The organism is Halopiger aswanensis (assembly GCF_003610195.1).
GTDB classification, from domain to species: domain Archaea; phylum Halobacteriota; class Halobacteria; order Halobacteriales; family Natrialbaceae; genus Halopiger; species Halopiger aswanensis.
Genome location: NZ_RAPO01000002.1, coordinates 533,069 through 550,718 on the forward strand (window position 1 = coordinate 533,069; position 17,650 = coordinate 550,718).

The 17,650-nt window shown below is 67.6% G+C and carries 15 protein-coding genes and 1 tRNA gene; 9 read left to right on the forward strand and 7 right to left on the reverse strand.

From position 1 onward, the window contains the following. Nucleotides 1-127: 127 nt before the first annotated feature. Both ATJ93_RS09750 and ATJ93_RS09755 read right to left on the reverse strand, forming a co-directional pair. Nucleotides 128-2,482, reverse strand: a complete 2,355-nt coding sequence (locus tag ATJ93_RS09750; protein ID WP_120244462.1) for an IGHMBP2 family helicase — start codon at nt 2,480-2,482, stop codon at nt 128-130. Between the two features lie 153 nt (nt 2,483-2,635). Next, nucleotides 2,636-4,090 carry a DUF6498-containing protein gene (locus tag ATJ93_RS09755; protein WP_120244463.1) on the reverse strand — a complete coding sequence of 485 codons (1,455 nt, stop codon included), beginning with the start codon at nt 4,088-4,090 and terminating at the stop codon, nt 2,636-2,638. 172 nt (nt 4,091-4,262) lie between these two features. On the opposite strand from ATJ93_RS09755, the gene ATJ93_RS09760 reads away from it, so the two are divergent. After that, nucleotides 4,263-4,727, forward strand: coding sequence for an SRPBCC domain-containing protein (locus tag ATJ93_RS09760; RefSeq protein WP_120244464.1), 465 nt, complete (start codon nt 4,263-4,265; stop codon nt 4,725-4,727). 33 nt (nt 4,728-4,760) lie between these two features. On the opposite strand, the gene ATJ93_RS09765 is transcribed toward ATJ93_RS09760, so the two are convergent. Then, nucleotides 4,761-5,420 carry an HAD family hydrolase gene (locus ATJ93_RS09765; RefSeq protein ID WP_120244465.1) on the reverse strand — a complete coding sequence of 220 codons (660 nt, stop codon included), beginning with the start codon at nt 5,418-5,420 and terminating at the stop codon, nt 4,761-4,763. Between the two features lie 239 nt (nt 5,421-5,659). Between ATJ93_RS09765 and ATJ93_RS09770 the strand changes: the two genes are divergently transcribed. Continuing rightward, on the forward strand, nt 5,660-6,238 hold the full coding sequence (locus ATJ93_RS09770) for a DUF6735 family protein (protein ID WP_120245237.1): 579 nt from the start codon (nt 5,660-5,662) through the stop codon (nt 6,236-6,238). Between the two features lie 19 nt (nt 6,239-6,257). Here ATJ93_RS09770 and ATJ93_RS09775 read toward each other — a convergent pair whose 3' ends face one another. Next, the gene (locus tag ATJ93_RS09775) at nt 6,258-8,045 is read right to left on the reverse strand and encodes a MutS-related protein (RefSeq protein WP_120244466.1); all 1,788 of its coding nucleotides are present in this window, start codon (nt 8,043-8,045) and stop codon (nt 6,258-6,260) included. An 87-nt stretch (nt 8,046-8,132) separates the two neighbouring features. Beyond that, a complete protein-coding gene (locus ATJ93_RS09780; protein ID WP_120244467.1) occupies nt 8,133-9,578 on the reverse strand; it encodes an SLC13 family permease in 1,446 nt (481 codons plus the stop codon). A 299-nt stretch (nt 9,579-9,877) separates the two neighbouring features. On the opposite strand from ATJ93_RS09780, the gene purF reads away from it, so the two are divergent. Together purF and ATJ93_RS23635 are read left to right on the forward strand one after the other, a co-directional pair. Continuing rightward, entirely contained in the window at nt 9,878-11,350 is a 1,473-nt protein-coding gene (gene purF, locus ATJ93_RS09785) for an amidophosphoribosyltransferase (RefSeq protein WP_120244468.1), read from the forward strand. A gap of 121 nt (nt 11,351-11,471) precedes the next feature. Beyond that, a complete protein-coding gene (locus ATJ93_RS23635) occupies nt 11,472-11,615 on the forward strand; it encodes a hypothetical protein (RefSeq protein ID WP_170155554.1) in 144 nt (47 codons plus the stop codon). Between the two features lie 141 nt (nt 11,616-11,756). Here ATJ93_RS23635 and ATJ93_RS09790 read toward each other — a convergent pair whose 3' ends face one another. Continuing rightward, nucleotides 11,757-12,320: a DUF420 domain-containing protein gene (locus ATJ93_RS09790; RefSeq protein ID WP_120244469.1), complete on the reverse strand. Its 564-nt coding sequence runs from the start codon at nt 12,318-12,320 to the stop codon at nt 11,757-11,759. Between the two features lie 182 nt (nt 12,321-12,502). Between ATJ93_RS09790 and ATJ93_RS09795 the strand changes: the two genes are divergently transcribed. The 3 genes from ATJ93_RS09795 to ATJ93_RS09805 are packed head-to-tail and all read left to right on the forward strand — an operon-like array spanning nt 12,503 to nt 15,625. After that, nucleotides 12,503-13,570 (forward strand): tripartite tricarboxylate transporter substrate binding protein, encoded by a 1,068-nt coding sequence (locus tag ATJ93_RS09795; RefSeq protein ID WP_211334042.1) that lies wholly within the window; start codon nt 12,503-12,505, stop codon nt 13,568-13,570. 60 nt (nt 13,571-13,630) lie between these two features. Further along, nucleotides 13,631-14,140 carry a tripartite tricarboxylate transporter TctB family protein gene (locus ATJ93_RS09800; RefSeq protein ID WP_245977545.1) on the forward strand — a complete coding sequence of 170 codons (510 nt, stop codon included), beginning with the start codon at nt 13,631-13,633 and terminating at the stop codon, nt 14,138-14,140. Then, nucleotides 14,141-15,625, forward strand: coding sequence for a tripartite tricarboxylate transporter permease (locus tag ATJ93_RS09805; RefSeq protein WP_120244471.1), 1,485 nt, complete (start codon nt 14,141-14,143; stop codon nt 15,623-15,625). Between the two features lie 149 nt (nt 15,626-15,774). Here ATJ93_RS09805 and ATJ93_RS09810 read toward each other — a convergent pair. Beyond that, a tRNA-Leu gene (locus ATJ93_RS09810) sits at nt 15,775-15,859 on the reverse strand. Between the two features lie 115 nt (nt 15,860-15,974). On the opposite strand from ATJ93_RS09810, the gene ATJ93_RS09815 reads away from it, so the two are divergent. Further along, nucleotides 15,975-16,550 carry a helix-turn-helix domain-containing protein gene (locus tag ATJ93_RS09815; protein ID WP_211334043.1) on the forward strand — a complete coding sequence of 192 codons (576 nt, stop codon included), beginning with the start codon at nt 15,975-15,977 and terminating at the stop codon, nt 16,548-16,550. A gap of 119 nt (nt 16,551-16,669) precedes the next feature. Further along, a complete protein-coding gene (locus tag ATJ93_RS09820) occupies nt 16,670-17,629 on the forward strand; it encodes an alanine--tRNA ligase-related protein (RefSeq protein WP_120244473.1) in 960 nt (319 codons plus the stop codon). Nucleotides 17,630-17,650: the final 21 nt, after the last annotated feature.

Here is a 17,650-nt window from a genome sequence, read left to right on the forward strand (position 1 = left end):
TCGAGCGAAACTCCACGCCGGGACGGCGAAAGGTACACGATACAGTCGTAAGCGCTGTCGTAATACCGCGTTTCGAAGACGAACGTGGGACGCAACCGATCGGGTCGTGATCGGGTTCGCAGTTCGATTACTGCTCTCGCTCTCGGCTTGCGTCGACGATTCGGCCGCGAGTGCGGGCGTACTCGAGGAAGTCGTCGAAAACCGGCGCCGCGGTCACGGTGTCGCGGTCGCCGACGACGACGGCTTTCCGGCGGGCGCGGGTTAGTGCCACGTTGAACCGCCGGGGCTCGTCGAGGAAGCCGACCTCGCGGCGGTCGTTGCTCCGGACCAGCGAGACGAGGACGACCGCCTTCTCGCGCCCCTGGAAGCCGTCGACGGTGTCGACCTCGAGCGCCTCGGCCGTCTCCTCGGAGAGGGTACCCTCGAGTTCGTCTTCGATCCGCTTGACCTGATCGTCGTAGGGAGAGATCACGGCGAGATCGGCGGCTTCGAGGCCCGCCTCGAGCAGCGCACGGGCGTACTCGGCCACCAGGTCGGCCTCGGAGGGGTTCTCCGTCGAGGGGGAGCCCTCGCGGCTGCGTTCGGGGGCGTCGACATCGCTGGTGTCGACGAAGACGAGCGGCTCGCCGGACTCGAGCGCCGAGTACCGAGCCGCAGTCTCGTCGGGATCCGAGAGTAGCCCCGCAAGCGTGTGGTCGCGAACCGACTCGTGGGGCTCGAGCGCGCCGTCGTAGAACCGCTCGCTCGAGAAGTCTTGGATACGTTCGTGCATCCGGTACTGCGTCGTGAGCAGCGAGCGGATCGGGTCGTCGGTCGGTGCCGACGCCGAACGGTCGGCGTCGCCGTCCGAACCGTCGTCGTCCGTACCGTAGCGCTCCGCCAGCGTCTCGAACAGCGTCTCGTCCAACCCCTCGCGCTCGGCCTCCCGGCTCTGGATCGTCGGCGGGAGCTGCCGGTGGTCGCCCGCCATGATCACGCGATCGGCCTTTACGATCGGAATCAGACACGAGGGTTCGGTCGCCTGCGTGGCCTCGTCGATCACCAGCGTATCGAAGCGCTGACCGGCCAGCAGGTCGCTGCCGGCCGTCGAGTTCGTCGTGCAGACGACGTCCGCGCGCTCGATCTCCTCGGCGACGGCTTCCTGCTCGAGCCGCTCGGCGCGATCGAACAGTTCGTCCGCTCGTTCCTGAAGCTCGAGCCACTCCGCCATTTCTTCGATCTTTTCGGGCGGAATACCTCTCGAGCCGCGACCCTCCTCGGCGAGTTGCTTGATGCGCTCGTCCGAAAGCCCGCGGCGCCAGCGGCCGGAGGGCGCGGTGAGGCCGTCTTGCTCGTCCAGCAGCTCGAAGGCCTCGTCGCGGACTTCGCGCGACTCCCGGTAGGTCTCGTTGTTCTCGAGGCGGGCGTCCAGGGTGTGCTCGCGCAACGTCGGCGTCACGCGGGCGGGGTGGCCGACCCGCAGCGGCTCGTGGTCGCCGTCGGCGAGGAACTCGACGACGTTGTCGACCGCGGTGTTCGAGGCGGCCGTCGCGAGCACCGAGTCGCCGCGGTCGACGGCCTGCCGAATCGCCTCGACCGCGGTCGTCGTCTTCCCCGTCCCGGGCGGGCCGTGGATCAGGTGGACGTCGTCCGTCGCGACGGCCCGCTCGACGGCCTCGCGCTGGGACTCGTTGAGCGCCTCGTCGTACCAGTCCTCGACGGCGGCGCGAACGGGACCGGACGCGACCGACTCGGGATCCTCGAGACCCACGATGACGTCCCGGAGGTGCTCGCGGGGGACGTCGCCCTCCAGATCGGACTCGGCCTCAAGGAACGAGTCGAGGGCCTCGAGCATCCGTTGGTAGGTGACGTCGTTGACGTAGAGGTCGAGTCGGATGCCGTCGTCGAACAGCCAGCCCGGCGGGTTGGACTCGAAGGAGACGGTCACGGAGTGGTTGGTCACCCGTGTGACCGTCCCGTTCGGGTTATCGTCCCGCAGCGGATCCCGCTTCGAGATCATCACGAGGTCGCCGACGGAAATCTCGGTGTCGGGCAGGGCGTCGCCGTACCGCTTCGTGAACTTGACCAGATATCCGGAGAGCCCCTCTCCCTCGTCGCGACCCCGCATCTCGAGCAGCGCTCGCCCCTTCGACTCGCGCTCGCGGCCCGACAGCTGTCGGATTTCGCGCTCGTGGCGCTCCATCTCGGCCTCGCGCTCGAGGTCGACGAGTCGCGACTGCTCGTCGACGTAGTCCCGCACTGCCCGCGTCTCCTCGTCCAGCGGCGTCACCGACACCTCCGAGCGGCCGACGCGGTTGCCGTCCATGGTCTCGACGAACGCCTCGAGTTCGTCGTTCTCGAGCTCGAGGTCGACCAGCGCTTCCTCGTCGTCGATGTCGATGTCCCCGATTCGATCGGGGTCGACGTCCGCTTCGCCGGCGAACGCCCCGACGACGTCGCCGGGTCCCTCATCCGCGAGACCGCGAACCAGCACCGTCGGCATGGTCGGACGGCGCTAGGCGCTTCGAGCCGTTAGGAACAACGGTTTCTCGCGATCGATGCTGCAGTCGGCCGCGTTTCCGGGTACTTCCGATCTCGAGCGAGCAGCGTCGGCGTCGGCGTCGGCGTCGCCGTCGCCGTCGCCGAGCGCTGATCGTTAGTCTCGATCCCGTCGGTCGGGGTAGGCCCGGACCCAGATCGACCGCAACGCGAGCGCCGCGAACGGGATTCCGAACATTCCGTACACGAGTGCAGCCAACAGCAGCTCCCCCGGCGAGAGCCACGGCCCGATCGCGAGCGCGCCGACGGCGACGACGACGCCGACTAGACAGCCGACCACGATCGCAGCCGGGAGTCGGTCGAGCGGTTCCAATTCCGTCGACTGCACCGGTAACTCGAGCGCCTCGACGAGCGCGTCGCCGTCGCGGACGGGGCCCAGCAGTCGCCGCCGCTCGTCGTCGCCCCAGCCTGCGGTGACGGCGATCGTTCGCGTCCCGAACAGGCGGTCCGGGAGACGGTCGGGGACGACTTCCACGTCCCGCAGCACGTCGAGGGACGTCGCCCACTGCGGTTCGTCGACGAGCGTGTCGTACGCCACGAGCCGATCGCCGTACCGCCGGTACTCGAGCGCCGCGTACCTGAGGGAGAACGTCAGCACCTCAGCCGCGAGGTAGCCGACGAACAGGGCGATACTGAGGAGGCCGATCCCGAGCGCGATCGCGGGGGACACAGCGTCCGGGAGGGCGGACAGCGAGAGGAGCCAGGCGACGATAAACGGCATCGCGAGGAACGGCGCACGCGTCCCGAGCACGTCGAGTACGCCGGTGTACAGCACCGCACGCTCGTCGGTCGGGATGCGAACGTCCGGGTCGCCGTCGGGAACGCGCACCGGCTCGCGGGGCTCGCCCGCCGACTCCGGCCCGGCGAGCCAGTCGGTGAACCGTTCGCCGTCGCCCGTCGTCACGCGGTGGGCCGACCACTCGACGAGCAGTTTGAGGAGAACGACGATAGCGAGCGCGCCGTCCGCGCCGGCGGCGCCGATCCACGGCGTCAGGAACAGCACGAACGCCACGAAAGACGCCTGCCGAGCCGGCGTCTCGACGACCGCGTACGGCGACGCCGTCTCGTAGCTTCCCCGGCGGTAGTCGCGGCGAATCTCGAGGGTCTGACCGACGACGAGCGTCGCAACGCTCGCCGCTACTTCCGGACCGACGATCGCCGCGGAAATGCCGAACGCGTTGAAGAAAACGATCCCGACCATGATCACGAAACACACGGCGGGGACGACGACCGCCGTCGCGAACGGTAGATTTCGCGGATAGATCGGCGGCAGCCAGGGTACCAGTTTGACGCTGCCGCGCTTTTCGGTCAACTCGCTCGAGACGCTGATGGTCCCCTCGTCGCGATCGGTCCGGGGCGGCCGCTGCGCGAACAGCGCCTTCGCGCCCGCGAACAGGAACGAGCACAGCAACTCCAGCGCGTAGATCACGACGAGCGTCGCCGGATCCCAGCCCAACTGCAGGACGCCGACGAGCGGCAGCAGGTTCGCGAGCGCGGTCGGGGCGAATCCCCGGAGTCCCGACGCGTGCTCGAGGCGATCCGGGGTGCGCATCACGCCGTTATTTTCATTGGGTTTTAATAAACTCACTGAACGAATCCGTCGGGGATGACCGCCGTACCCACGTCACTGCCGTCGAATGGAGCGCTGCGTCCGCAACGTCCGTCCCTCGGTCCCGGCGCCTGCCACCGATAGGAGCATGCCACTCCGAATGCTAAACGGTGCCATGGAAGTGATCGAGACCTTCGCGGAGATCGACGCGCCGCCGCCGGTCGTCTGGGATGTCCTCCTCGAGTTCGACAGCTATCCGGAGTGGAACCCGTTCGTCCGCTCGATCGAGGGACTGCCCATCGAGGGCCAGCGCCTGCGGGTCCGGATCGAACCGCCGGACTCGCGCGGGATGACGTTCACGCCGGAAGTGATCGTCGCCGAGGAGAACCGCCGACTCGGCTGGGTCGGCCGGTTAGCCGTCCCGTTCGCGTTCGACGGCTACCACGAGTTCCATCTCGACCCGATCGACGGCGGGAGTCGGACCCGACTCCTCCAGCGGGAGACGTTCCGCGGCGCGCTCGTCCCGCTGCTGTTCGACCGCGAGCGCCTCGAGCGCGGCTTCGAAGCGATGAACGACGCGGTCAAAGAACGGGCGGAGCGCCGGGTCGACGCCGAAAACGACACCGCACTGACGGTCTGAGAGTCACGATCCGCGAAGCCGACACACCGTCGCCTACACGAGGTCCTCGAGCGCCGCGAGCGAGTCGATCTCGTAATCCGGCTCGGTCGGCAGGTCGTACCCCTCGCGGTGGTCCCGGCGGACGAACGCCGAATCGATGCCGGCCTCAACGGCCGCGGTCACGTCGACGCGACTATCCCCGACGTAGAGCGGGTTCGCGACACCGAGATCGTCGATCGCCGACTCGAGGTAGTAGGTGTTCGGCTTCTTTCGCTGGATTCCTTCGATCGACGGCTCGCGGCCGTAGCAGACGTCGAATCCGCCGATGTCGAGGTACTCGAGGATGTTCTCGATCGTCTCGTGCTGGTTGTTGCTGACGATCGCGCTCGGTTTCTCGAGGCGGTCGAGGACCGAGACGTCGTCGTAGAGGCGCTTGCGGCCAGCGCGGATTTCCTCGAGTTGCGCCTCGATAGCCGCGCGCTCGCGAGCGGCCCAGAGGTCCGCGGGGTCGACGCCGTGGTCGTCGGCGACCCGCCGGAGCGACTCGACGTCGGGACCGAGCAGCGTCTCGACGTGGTCGCGGGTCGGTTCGGCGGCGCCGACCGACGCGAACGCGTTGTACGTCGCGTCGACGAGCACGTCGTAATCGGTGGGGGTCGTCAGTACGCCGTCGTTGTCGAAGATTACCGCGTCGTACTCCGTGTTCGTTCCCATTCGGTTTCGAGAGACCCTAGGTGCTGCGGGGATTTTGGCGTTGTGCCCGACCCCGGGTGGTTACCGTCGGGCACCGACTCGCCGAACGTCTGACGTCCGTCGTCCGCGCCTTCAAATACCGGCGGGCAGCCAGAACCGGCGGACGATGCGTTCCACTCCCCCTCCCGATCGCTCGAGACGCCATCGCCGTCGTACCGGGCCGCGACCGCCGCAGTTCGACCGAACCGACGAGGGACGCGATGGGACATAGAGCGCTCGTCGCGTACCGGCGACCCGACCGGCTCTACGACCTGCGATACAGTCACTGGGGTGGCGAGGATCTCTCGCTCGCCCGCGGGATTACCGCCGCGACACCGCTGGCCGAGGGCGCGGTCGAGTCCGCGCTGCTCGCCGATTCGGTCGCTCTCGAGCGGATCCTGACCGACCACCTCGATCCGTGCGTCCACGAGGCGCTGTTCCTCGTCGCGCCCGACGACGAGTACTTGGTCGACGCGTATCGGGTCTGCTGGCTCGAGTGGGGCGACGGCCGCGACGGCGGCCGCGGCGCGATCGTCGCCGTCGATCCCGCCGACGATCGGGCGGTCAGAACGTGGTTTCGCGCGACGAAGACTGCGCTCGGCGACATCATCGAGATGGGCGCGCTCTCGCGGCGCGCGGCACAGGCGTATCTCGAGGCGCGGGTCTGTGAGGACGAAGACGGCACGATCTACACGTACGGCGCTGAGATCGACGACGAGGACGGATACGAACCCCGGCGGGACCGGTGGCTCGAGGAGGACCGAGATCGAGACGGCAGCGACGGAGTCGGCCACCCCTGATCGAACCCGCTGCCGACCGTCAGTCGGTCGTCCCCTCGTTCCAGCGGGCGTCCGCGAGCGTCCGCTGAACGACGTCGTTGCCGACCGCCTCGCCCAGCGTCTCGAAGCCGGCCCGCTCGCTGCGGTCGTCGGCGTTCGCGACGAGCCGCGAGACGATGAACTCCGGCGTCGATCGGCCCACCGTGTCGAAGCGAGGCTGGTAGTCCACGAGGAGTTCGAGGTCCGGGTTCAACCCCTCCGCGAAGATGCCGTCGACGCGGGCCTCTGGCGGCAGCGGCTCTAAGTCGTCCGCCAGGTGGGTGACGAACACGCCCAGCGCGTCGCGGTCGACGGTCAGCGTGACGAGTCCGTGCAGCAGGTCGGCCGCGCTGCCGGGTTCGGTGATCGCCTCGAACTCGTCGACCAGCATCAGCGTTCGGCCGCCCGAGGACAGCGGCGGCACGATCGATCGCAGCGTCGACTCGAGGACGCCGGCGTTGAAGCTGGCGTGGCGGCGGTGGAAGACCAGCGAGTCGACCGGCGTCACCTCGGCCCGGTCGGCGGGGACGGGCAGCCCCATCATGGCAAGCAGGACGACGTGACACAGCGTCTCGAGCAGGGTCGTTTTACCCCCGCTGTTCGCGCCGGTGAGGACGGCGACGCGCTCGTCGTCGGGGAGGGCGTCGACGGCCGCTTCCGCAGCGGCGCCCTCGAGGTCGTGCTCGCCAAGCGCGTAGGTCACGGGCTGGACGGACTCCTCGTCGGTCGCCGCGAGCGTCAGATTTCGGGCGTTGACGACGGAGACGGCGCCCTGGTCACCGTCGCGGAACTCGGGTCGCGTACAGTCGTACTCGAGCGCGAACCGCGCCAGCGAGAGGTGCAGGGCGATGTCGTCGACCGCCTCGACGGCCTGGTCGACTGCCTCGCCGGCGTCCTCGAGGATTTCCCGGTACTCGCTGGCGACGGTTTCCTCGCGCTCGTCGATCGCCGCGGTGAGGTCGCTCCGCAGCGTCCGCAGCGTGCCGCCGACGAAGTCGGTCGCGTCCGCCGCGTCGGTCGGCATCGCGTCGCGAACCTGGTCGATCGTCACGTCCGTCTCCGAGAGGAGGTGGTCCTCGAAGGCCTCGCGGAACTGGTCGACGTCGCGGACGCCGTCCGACCGCAGGTCCTCGATCAGGTCGAGCGCGTTGGCGTCCATGTCCTCGACGGCACCGAGCGCGTCCCGCAGGCGGTCGAGTTCCTCGTCGGCGCCCTCGGTGACGCGGCCACCGTCCAGCGCCGCGAGCGCCTCGGCGGCTTCCTCGAGCGTCTCGCGCTCGAGGTCGGCGATCGAACCGAACGGGCCGGCGTCGACGCCCGCCTCGAGCAGCGCGAGCGCGGCTTCGACGGCCGCCCGCTCGCTGCCGTCGCGCTCGTCGTAGCGCTCGTAGGCCGCGAGAACGGTGTCGCGATCCGACTGCTCGAGGGCGGCCCAGGCGTCCCGCGCCGCGAGGACGTCGTCGAGGCGGGCTTCCATCGCGTCGCGGCTCGTCAGCGGCGTCAGCACCCGGATGCGGTCGGCCGCGCGCCGGGTGACCGCGTGGTCCGAGGCCAGATCGAGCAGGTCCTTGTAGACGGATCGGGCATCGCTCGTCGCCAGCACGTCGATCCCGTCGCCGCCCGTCGCGCGGCGCAGGATGCGGGTCGCCCGGCCGCGCGCAAGCCCGGCGTCCGCGAGCGCCCGGACGTCCCCGTTTTCGATGGCCTGGATCGCCCGCTCCCGGCCTAACTCCTCGACCAGCGTCTCCCGCGTCTTCGGGCCGACACCCCAGTACTCCTCGAGTCGCATATGTTACGTTCTGCACTCGGGGCAATCGTCTTCAACACTGCGCCTCTGCGGTACCGTCCGGGTGGCGGTCGGCGACCGCAGGGCGGTTCAGTAGAAGGCGCTGAACAGCCCGAACTGGATCGGCAGCAGCAGGACGATCGTCGCGAGCGAACACGCGACCGTCGCGACGATCAGCTCCCGCGTCCCGATGTCGCCCTCGGTCAGGATGACGATGAGAACCGCCGACTGGTAGGGAAAGAAGTACGAACTCAGCGCCATCGTCTCCGCGAGCAACACGGGCGTAAACGGCAGCCCCGCGCCCTCGATGTAGGGAATCAGGACCGGCGTCAGTACGCTCGCGACGGCCACGCCTTCCATCAGGAACGTGAGCCCGAAGGTGATCAGGAAGACCGACGCGAGGATCACCGCGAGCGGCGCGCCCGTCGGAACGAACTCGAGCAGGTGCGTCGCCGCGGTGTCGGTAAAGCCGGTCTCGGTCAGCCCGTCGCCGATCGCGAACACCGCGGCGATGAAAAAGAGGATCGAGAAGTCGACCTCGCCGCCGGCCGTGTCGAAGTCGGCGACGCCGATCTCGGGGAGAAAAGCGAGGACGACGACGGCGACGGCGCCGATCACGGGGTGGAACCCGTGGACGAAGTCGGTCGCCCAGATCGCCGTGCCGACGAGGAGGAAGGCGAGCATCCGCCGCTCCGCGGCGCCGAATTCGGTACCGGTTCTTGCGCCGGCACCGTCGCCGTCGGTTGCGGCGGTCTCGTCGGTCGCCGCGTCTGCGCCGGGGACGTCGAACGCCGAATCGGCCGGCGGTCGAAAGAGCAGGTAAACGATGCCGACGACCAGCAACACGCGGACGAGCCCCATGACCGGGTACATGTGGAGCCACCACTCGGACCACGAGATGGTGTGGCCGCCGATCGACTCCGCAAAGCCCGAAATGATGATGTTCGGGAGGTCAGCGGTCAAAATCCCGGACGAGCCGTAGAACGTCCCGAACAACGGCCCGAGGTAGAGCCCGACCCGCGCCTCCCGCGAGTCGAACCACGAGCCGAGTTCCCGGAGGATCGGCGCCAGCGCGAGGATCCGAACGAGCGCCGACGGAACGAGGAACGCCAGCGCGTGGCCGCCGAGCGCCAGCACGAACAGCAGTCGTCGATACGTGCGACGGGTGTCCGCATCGCTCGAATCGCCGATACTCTCTGTCGCAATCGTCCGTCCGACCGCGTTCGCCAGCCCGCTCTGGCGCGTCGCTTCGCCCATCAGAAGGCCGAATCCGATGAGCCAGGTCGCGGGCTTCTGGAAGCCGACGAGCGCCAGGTCCGTCGAAAAAGCGACCGCGATCAGCCCGAGTCCGATCAGGCCCGTGTACGACGGCGGCACCGGCGTCAGCACCCAGAGGACGATACAGAAGAGCGTGATCGAGAGCATCGTCCCCATCCCCGACGGCACCGACAGCGACGTCGCAGCGGCGACGATGGCCGCGAGGCCGAAGGCGACGATTGGTGACCGAAGCGTCTCGAGCGCTTTCCTGCGGTTCACTGCTGTCCACTCGTCAATCCGCCGATAAAGGTGTCGCGGTTCCGGAACCTCTGATCGAGTGACTGGTCTCGAGGAGTCGGGATTCGAACTCGAAGGGACCGGGTCCGTTCCGGAGGCGTCCGGCGGCGTTGCCGGGATGAACCGCCGCCAGCGCGGCGTTGGCGTATTTATACACGAACGTGAATACCATTCTGTTCTGGTGGCGGCCGAAAAAGCACAAACACGGGGATTTTTATCGTCAGAGCGCCCTACTGACTCCCATGACTGATGGGCGGGGCGAGACTCCCCGGCGAACAGGAATGACCGAGAAGTGCGGCGTCGTCGGCGTCTCACTGAACGGTCGGAACGCGGCACGACCGTTGTACTACGCGCTCTACGCACTCCAGCACCGCGGCCAGGAGTCCGCAGGGATCGTCACCCACGACGGCTTCCAGCAGCACAGCCACGTCGAAATGGGGCTGGTCGGGGACGCGTTCGGCGAGGACGACCTCGACGCGCTCAACGGCGCAGCGGGGATCGGCCACGTCCGGTATCCGACCGCCGGCTCCGTCGACTCCTCGTGCGCCCAGCCGTTTTCCGTCTCCTTCAAGAGCGGCTCGCTCGGCCTGAGCCACAACGGCAACCTCGTCAACGCCGACGAGATCCGCGAGGAACTGGCCGCCGCCGGCCACGCCTTCACCAGCGACGGCGACACCGAGGTCATCGCCCACGACCTCGCGCGCAACCTGCTCGAGGAGGACCTCGTGCGCGCGGTCAAGCGTACGATGGGCCGGATCCACGGCTCCTACTCGTTGACGATCAGCCACGACGACACCATCCTCGGCGTCCGCGACCCGCAGGGGAACCGCCCGCTCTGTATCGGCAAACTCGAGGACGGTTACATTCTCGCGTCGGAATCGGCGGCGATCGACACGTTAGACGGGGAACTCGTCCGCGACGTCAAGCCGGGCGAACTGATCGTCCTGCAGGAGGACGGGCAGGGGTTCGACTCCTACCAGCTCGTCGACAACGAACACACGGCTCACTGCTTCTTCGAACACGTCTACTTCGCGCGACCGGACAGCGTCATCGACGAGACCCTCGTCTACGAGGCACGGCGGAACCTGGGCCGCAAGCTCTGGGAGGAAAGCGGCGTCGAGACCGACGTCGTGATGCCCGTTCCGGACTCCGGGCGCGCGTTCGCCTCCGGCTACGCCGATGCCGCGAGCGAGACGACCGCCGACGGCGAGCCCCGCGACGCGGACGACGACGGCGTCGAGTTCGCCGAGGGGCTGATGAAGAACCGCTACGTCGGTCGCACGTTCATCATGCCGACCCAGGACGAACGCGAGCGCGCGGTGCGGCTGAAGCTCAACCCGATCAAGTCCACCATCGAGGGCAAGACCGTCACCGTCATCGACGACTCGATCGTCCGCGGGACGACCTCGACGCAACTCGTCCAGTTGCTCAAGGACTGCGGCGCCGAGGAAGTCCACGTCCGAATCGGTGCGCCGGCGATCGTCGCCCCCTGCTACATGGGGATCGACATGGCCACCCGCGAAGAACTGATCGCTTCGGACAAGTCCACCGCGGAGATCCGCGAGGCCATCAGCGCCGACAGCCTCGCCTACCTCTCGACGGACGCCGTCGCGGATGTCCTCGGCAAGGAGCGCATCGACCTCTGTCTGGGCTGCGTGACCGGCGAATACCCCTACGACATCGAGGGCGAGGAAACCGACCGCGACGTGAGCCGGCCCGACGTCGGCGGCGAGCCGATCCACGCCGACGACTGACCGCACTTTTGCGTTCGATTCTCGATTTCCTTCGCCGATCGTCGCGCGTTCGACGCGCGCGGCGCAACTGCCCGTCCAAAACCACGCGTATATTTAAAACTGGAGCGCGCGAATACCCGCTATGGAAGTCGACGAATTCCTCGAGGGGGAATCGCTCACCGGGCGCCAAGCGGCGATCATCTTCTTTGCGTTCCTTATCCTCATCGTCGTCGCGGCGCTGTTTCTGATCGCGTTCAGCGACTTCTTCCAGAATCTGGTGACGTAACCGCCCGATCGCTCGGTAACGGGTCATCCGCTCGACCCGTTCGATCCGTTTTCCCGCCGCGTAGCCGGTCGACCGATCGTGATTTGTGAGAGGACCGACGCCGAATCGATTACCGAGCGGCCCGGCGGACCCGTCGACGGCTCAGTAAACGACGTGCAACAGCGCGTAGACGACGATTCCGAGCGAGAAGGAGACGAGCCACAGGCTCGCGGCGAGTCGACCGAACCGGGCGTGGCTGGTGCGTGGCAACTCGTCGATCCGGTAGGCGCCGGCGAGCAGGAGCGCGTAGTACACCAGCGGCACGCAGACGATCGCGAGCAGGATGTGGATCGCGAGGATCGGCAGGTACACGTACTGGTACACCGCGTCGGGGCCGGGGAACGGCTGCGGACCGCCGGTGGCGACGAGTCGGTAGAGGTAGAACGCGAGGAAGGCGACGAACAGGACGAACGAGGCGAGCATCGCGACTCGGTGGCGATCGACGTCGCCGCGGCGGATCGCCCGCCAGCCGACCGTGATCGTCCCGATCGCGGTCGCGCTGATCACAACGTTAACGTGCGGAATCAGGTCGAGCACCCACTCGGGCGCGGTCGGCACCGTCGATTGCGGGATTCGGCCACCTGCCGCCGCGAACACCACCGCGAGCGAGACGATACTCAGGACGGCGGTGAGTTCTCGAACGTGGTCTCGAGGGACGTACGCCATGCCTCGACCTTTGAGCGGCGCGGGAAAGTCGTTACTGACTCGAGCGCGTCCCGATCGGCGCGACCGGACGACCGGCGACGTATCCCGCCGATTAACCCTCCGACAGCGCGCCCGTATCAAGCAGTTTGTTAGTTCAGTATGAAAAATAATTAAATAGGCTAATAGCAACTGGTAGACTGACAATGACAGACGAACGTCTGTCCGGGCGACGAACCGCACTGAAAGCGGCCGGTGCAGCGACGATGGTGGGTCTCGCCGGGTGCCTCGACACGATCACGCCCGACGAGGGCGAAGGGACGGCCGGCGACACGTCGGACGGCGGCGACGGGTCTAACGAAACCGGCACGAACGAGAGCGAAGGGTCCGAGTTCCCCGCGCAGGACGTCGAGATGATCTGTCCGTGGGCGGAGGGCGGCGGGACCGACCGCACCGCCCGGATGCTCGCGGATCTGGTCGCGGACGAGCTCGGCAGCTCCGCGTACGTGACGAACCAGACCGGCGGCTCCGGCAGCGTCGGCTTCAATGCGATCGCGAACGCCGACACCGACGGCCACACGCTGGGCGTGCTGACGGTCGAGATCTGTACCATCGAACACCTCGGGATCGCCGACGTGAACCACGAAGACGTCGCGCCCGTGATGCAGTACAACTTCGACCCGGCGGCGCTGACGGTCCACGAGGACGCCCCATACGGGACGCTCGGGGAGTTCGTCGACTACGCCGAAGACAACCCCGGCGAGATCACGGTGTCGAACTCGGGGATCGGCGCGATCTGGCACCTGGCGGGCGCCGAGTTCGAACGCGCGGCGGAAATCGAGGTCGACCACGTCGGCTACGACGGCGCGGCTCCCGCGACCGAGGCGGTCCTCAGCGGCGAGGTCCAGGCGACGACCTCGAGCGCCGCGGAGGTCGCGCCGCAAGTCCAGGACGGCCCGCTCGAGATGCTCGCGTTCTTCGGCGAGGAGCGCCACCCGCTGTTCGAGGACGTCCCCACGCTGCAGGAGGAAGGGTACGACGTCACGACCGGCGCCTGGCGCGGGATCGGCGGCCCGAGCGGCCTCGACGAGGGCGCGCAGGCGGAACTCGAGGAGGCGTTCCAGAACGTCTACGAATCCGACGAGTTCGAGGAGTTTATGGACGAGAACGGGTTCGGCATGGTGAACCGCAACACCGAGGAGTTTGGCCAGTTCATGGCCGAGGAGTACGAGCGGTTCGGCGAACTGATCGACGATCTCAACCTCAACGAGTGAGCGGCGGCGGGTCCCGGCCGCTCCGGTCGGGACCCGAACCGAGAGCGATCAAAAGACCCTATGGTTGATCTCAGACACACTGATAAGATCGGTTCGGGACTGTTCCTAGCCCTGGCCGCCGGTATCTTCGTCGTTACGGCGGACTTTCCGCAGGGGATCGGCGAAACGGGACCGGCGTACTACCCGCGCGTGCTCGCCGCGTTACTCGCGGGCTTCGCGCTCCTCCAGCTGGGCTGGAGCCTCAAACGGGACGGCGTTCGGTCCCACGAGATCGATCCCGCGGCCGCGAAACGCGTCGTCGGCGCGTTCCTGCTCGTCGTCTGCTACGTCCTCCTGCTGCCGTGGTTCGGGTTCGTGCTCACGACGGTCGGCTTTCTCGCCGTCAGCATGTGGTACTCCGGCGTCCGCTCGCCGCTGCGACTCGCGGCCGTCGCCGTCGGACTGACCGTGCTGCTGTACTATGTGTTCGTCGTCTTCCTGCGGGTTCCGCTGCCGGAGAGTCCGCTGATTCCGGTCGCGCGATACCTGCCGAGCGTCGTGTGGGCGCCCTCCTTGGGGGTGTTGCACTGAATGCTCGAGCACCTTCTCGAGGGGGTCGCGCTGGTCTTCCAGCCGTTCGCGTTCGCGCTGATCGTGATCGGCGTCTGCATCGGGATCGTCATGGGCTCGATTCCGGGGATGACCGCGACGATGACCGTCGCGGTGCTCGTCTCCTTCACATTCGGTATGAGCCCGACGGAAGGGATGATGCTCCTGTTGGGGATCTACGGCGGGGCGCTGTACGCCGGCTCGATCCCGGCCATTTTGATCCGGACACCGGGGACACCAAGCGCCGCGGCGACGATCTTCGACGGCTTTCCGCTCGCGAAGCGGGGGAAGGCCGGCAACGCGATCGGCATCGCGACCGTCGCGTCGTTCGTCGGAGGCGCGACGAGCGTGGTGCTCATCACCGTCCTCGCGCCGCAGATCGCCGAGGTCGCGCTCGCGTTCGGCTCGCCGGAGTACTTCGCGCTGGCTTTCTTCGGCCTGACGATCATCGCCAGCGTCAGCGGCGACTCGATCACTAAGGGAATGATCTCGGGGCTGCTCGGGATGTTGATCGCGACGGTCGGCCTCGACCCGAACATGGGCTACCCCCGGTTTACCTTCGGGAGCGAGGTCCTCGCCGCCGGCGTCCAGTTCATCGCGGTGATGATCGGCTTGTTCGGCCTCGCGGAGGGCCTCAACCGCTACCGCGAGGGGATCGACGCCGTCGACGCCACCCAACAAGTCCGCGGCATCGCTCCGAGTATCGACGATCTTCGGTCGATCCGCACCGTCACCCTCGGCTCGAGCGTCGCTGGCACGCTGATCGGCGCGATTCCGGGCGCGGGCGGCGACATCGCGGCCTTCGTCACCTACAACGAGGCCAAGCGGTGGGTGAAAGACGCCACGCCAGAGTTCGGCGACGGGAACATCCGCGGCGTCGCGGCGGCCGAATCGGGGAACAACGCCAGCACGGCAGGGGCGCTCGTGCCGACGCTGACCCTCGGCATCCCCGGCGACTCGGTGACGGCGATCCTGATCGGCGCGCTGATGGTCCACGGAATCCGACCGGGACCCGGCCTGTTCGACAACGAGCCCGGGCTGGTCTTCTCGATCTTCGTCGGGTTCTTCGTCGTCTACGTGGTCATCCTCGTCGCCGGCCTGCTCGGCGCCCACGTCTGGGTTCGGCTGATCAACTTCCCGGCGAAGTACATCTGGCCCGCGATCTTCGTCCTCTGTGTCGTCGGCTCGTTCGCCCTCCGCGGCGGCCTCTTCGACGTCTGGGCGATGGTCGGGGCCGGCGCGCTCGGCTACGTGCTCCGACTGGACGGCTACCCGCTCGCGCCGATGGTGCTCGGGCTGATCCTCGGTCCGATCGCCGAGCAGAACCTCCGGCGATCGCTCGAGCTCTCGAACGGCAGCTGGGACATCATCTATACGAGTCCGATCGCGGTGGCAATTCTCGTGCTGTCGGTCGTCTCGCTGGTGTTGCCGCTGCTGACCGAGTACTATCGGACGGCAGACGCGTAATCGACCAGCGCCAGGATCAGCCGGCGCTGGTGGGTGTAGTTTTCGGAAGGAATTATGCGTGGGTGATGTCCGCGAAGGGAAATCACCTGCATCGTGTCGCTCGGCGGTGAAACCGCCTCGCGTTTGGTGGACGTCGTCCACCCGTGCGATGCGTGGGACCGGATTCGAACCGGCGGACCCCTACGGGACAGCGCCCTCAACGCTGCGCCGTTGGCCTGGCTTGGCTACCCACGCTCGCTCTGTCTTTCTTACTGCACTCAATCGTATCCAGCGTGATTATAAAAGCCCTTTCCTTTGTGCCTGCGTCTGCGGTGATATCACACGCCACCGGGTGGAACGGAGATTTCAAATGCGTCAGATGCCAAAGGATACCATGGCCAAGTACTCGACCGGTTCGTCCGCCGGCGGCGGTGGGACGAACTGCGAACTCTGCGGTGCCGAAAGCGATTCGCTCCGGCTCGCGTCGGTCGCCGGCGCCGAACTCGAGGTCTGTCCGGACTGTGCGCCCCACGACGATACGCAGACCCATTCCGGCTCCCGCGGACGGGGACGCGGCGGGTCCGGTTCGGGGTCGGGCTCCAGCTCGAGTTCGGGCGGCACGAGCGACGAACCGTCCCGCAAGCAGAAGGCCGCCCAGAACGTTGCGAAGGCGAACCCGGTCTGGGACGGCGACTCCGAGCACTGGGAGAAAGAAGGAACGAATTACGACGACGATCCGCTGCCGTACCTCGTCTCCGACTACGGTGCGACGGTCGTCGAGGCGCGCCAAGAAGCGGGCCTCCAGCGCGAGGAACTCGCTGAGGAGCTCGGCGTGCCGGAACGAGACTTGCTGGCCGTCGAACAGGGCCGAGCCACCCAGGCTGGCATCGGCGGCGGCCTCATTTCGGCGCTGGAAGATCGACTCGACGTGACGCTGTCAGAGTAGCGGCGAGAAGGCGCCTCGAGTTTCGAGCAGACACCGAACCGCGACGCTCGAGCCGCATACATAGGCGTACCGGCCGTTCGGCGAGCAGACTTTTGGTACCGGCCGACCCAGTGCCACTGATGAGTGGGCAACGGGCAGCGGCGGAGCCGTACGCCACGCGGTTCGAGACCGAAGTGACGGCGATCGACGGCCACAGGGTCTGGCTCGAGCGCAGCCACTTCTACGGGGCGAGCGGCGGCCAGCCGGCCGATCGCGGGACGATCGGGGACGTCGAAGTCGTCGACGTCCGACTGGTCGACGGGGAGCAGGTCCACGAACTCGCCGCCGAACCTTCGTTTCGGACCGGCCGAAGCGTCCTCTGTTCGATCGACTGGTCGTTCCGCATGTACTGTATGCGCGCCCACACGGCCGGGCACGTCCTCTACGGGGCGGCGCGACGGGTGCTCGAGGACGCGTCGTACGCCGGCTTCGAGATCGATGAAGACCGAGAGACGGTCCGACTCGACCTCGAGACGAGTTCGACGGTCGACGACGAGACGCTGCTCGAACTCGATCGACTGGTCAACCGGACCGTTTGGGAGTCGCGATCGGTCTCGTGGGACGACGTGCCGATCGCGGAGGCCCGCGAGCGCGAGGACGTCACGGTCGACGAGGGGGTCGCAGACGATGCGGTCCAGAAGGGCCGAGTCCGACTCGTGACGATCGGCGGGAAAGACGAGAACGGGAACGCCAACGGCTCGAGCAAGTTGCGCGGCGGCTTTACGGTCGGTACCGGCGGCGATCCGTGGGACGTTTCGGCCTGCGGCGGCACCCACGTTAGGAACACGCGAGAGATCGGTCCCGTGACGGTCATCGGCGGCTCGAGTGGGGACGACGATATTACGCAGTTCGAACTCGCCGTCGGACCGCGCGCGATCGAGCACCGAACCGCCGAGAAGCGAGCCGCGTTCGCGGCGACGCGGACCCTCGAGACGAGCGTCGAGACCGTCCCCGACGAACTCGAGCGAGTGGCTGGCGATCGGCCGGAACGACGGCGGCCGGTTCGTCGCGACGGCGGCGGCACGGGAGAGGCGGAGTAGCAACGGCCGCCTCGACTCAAC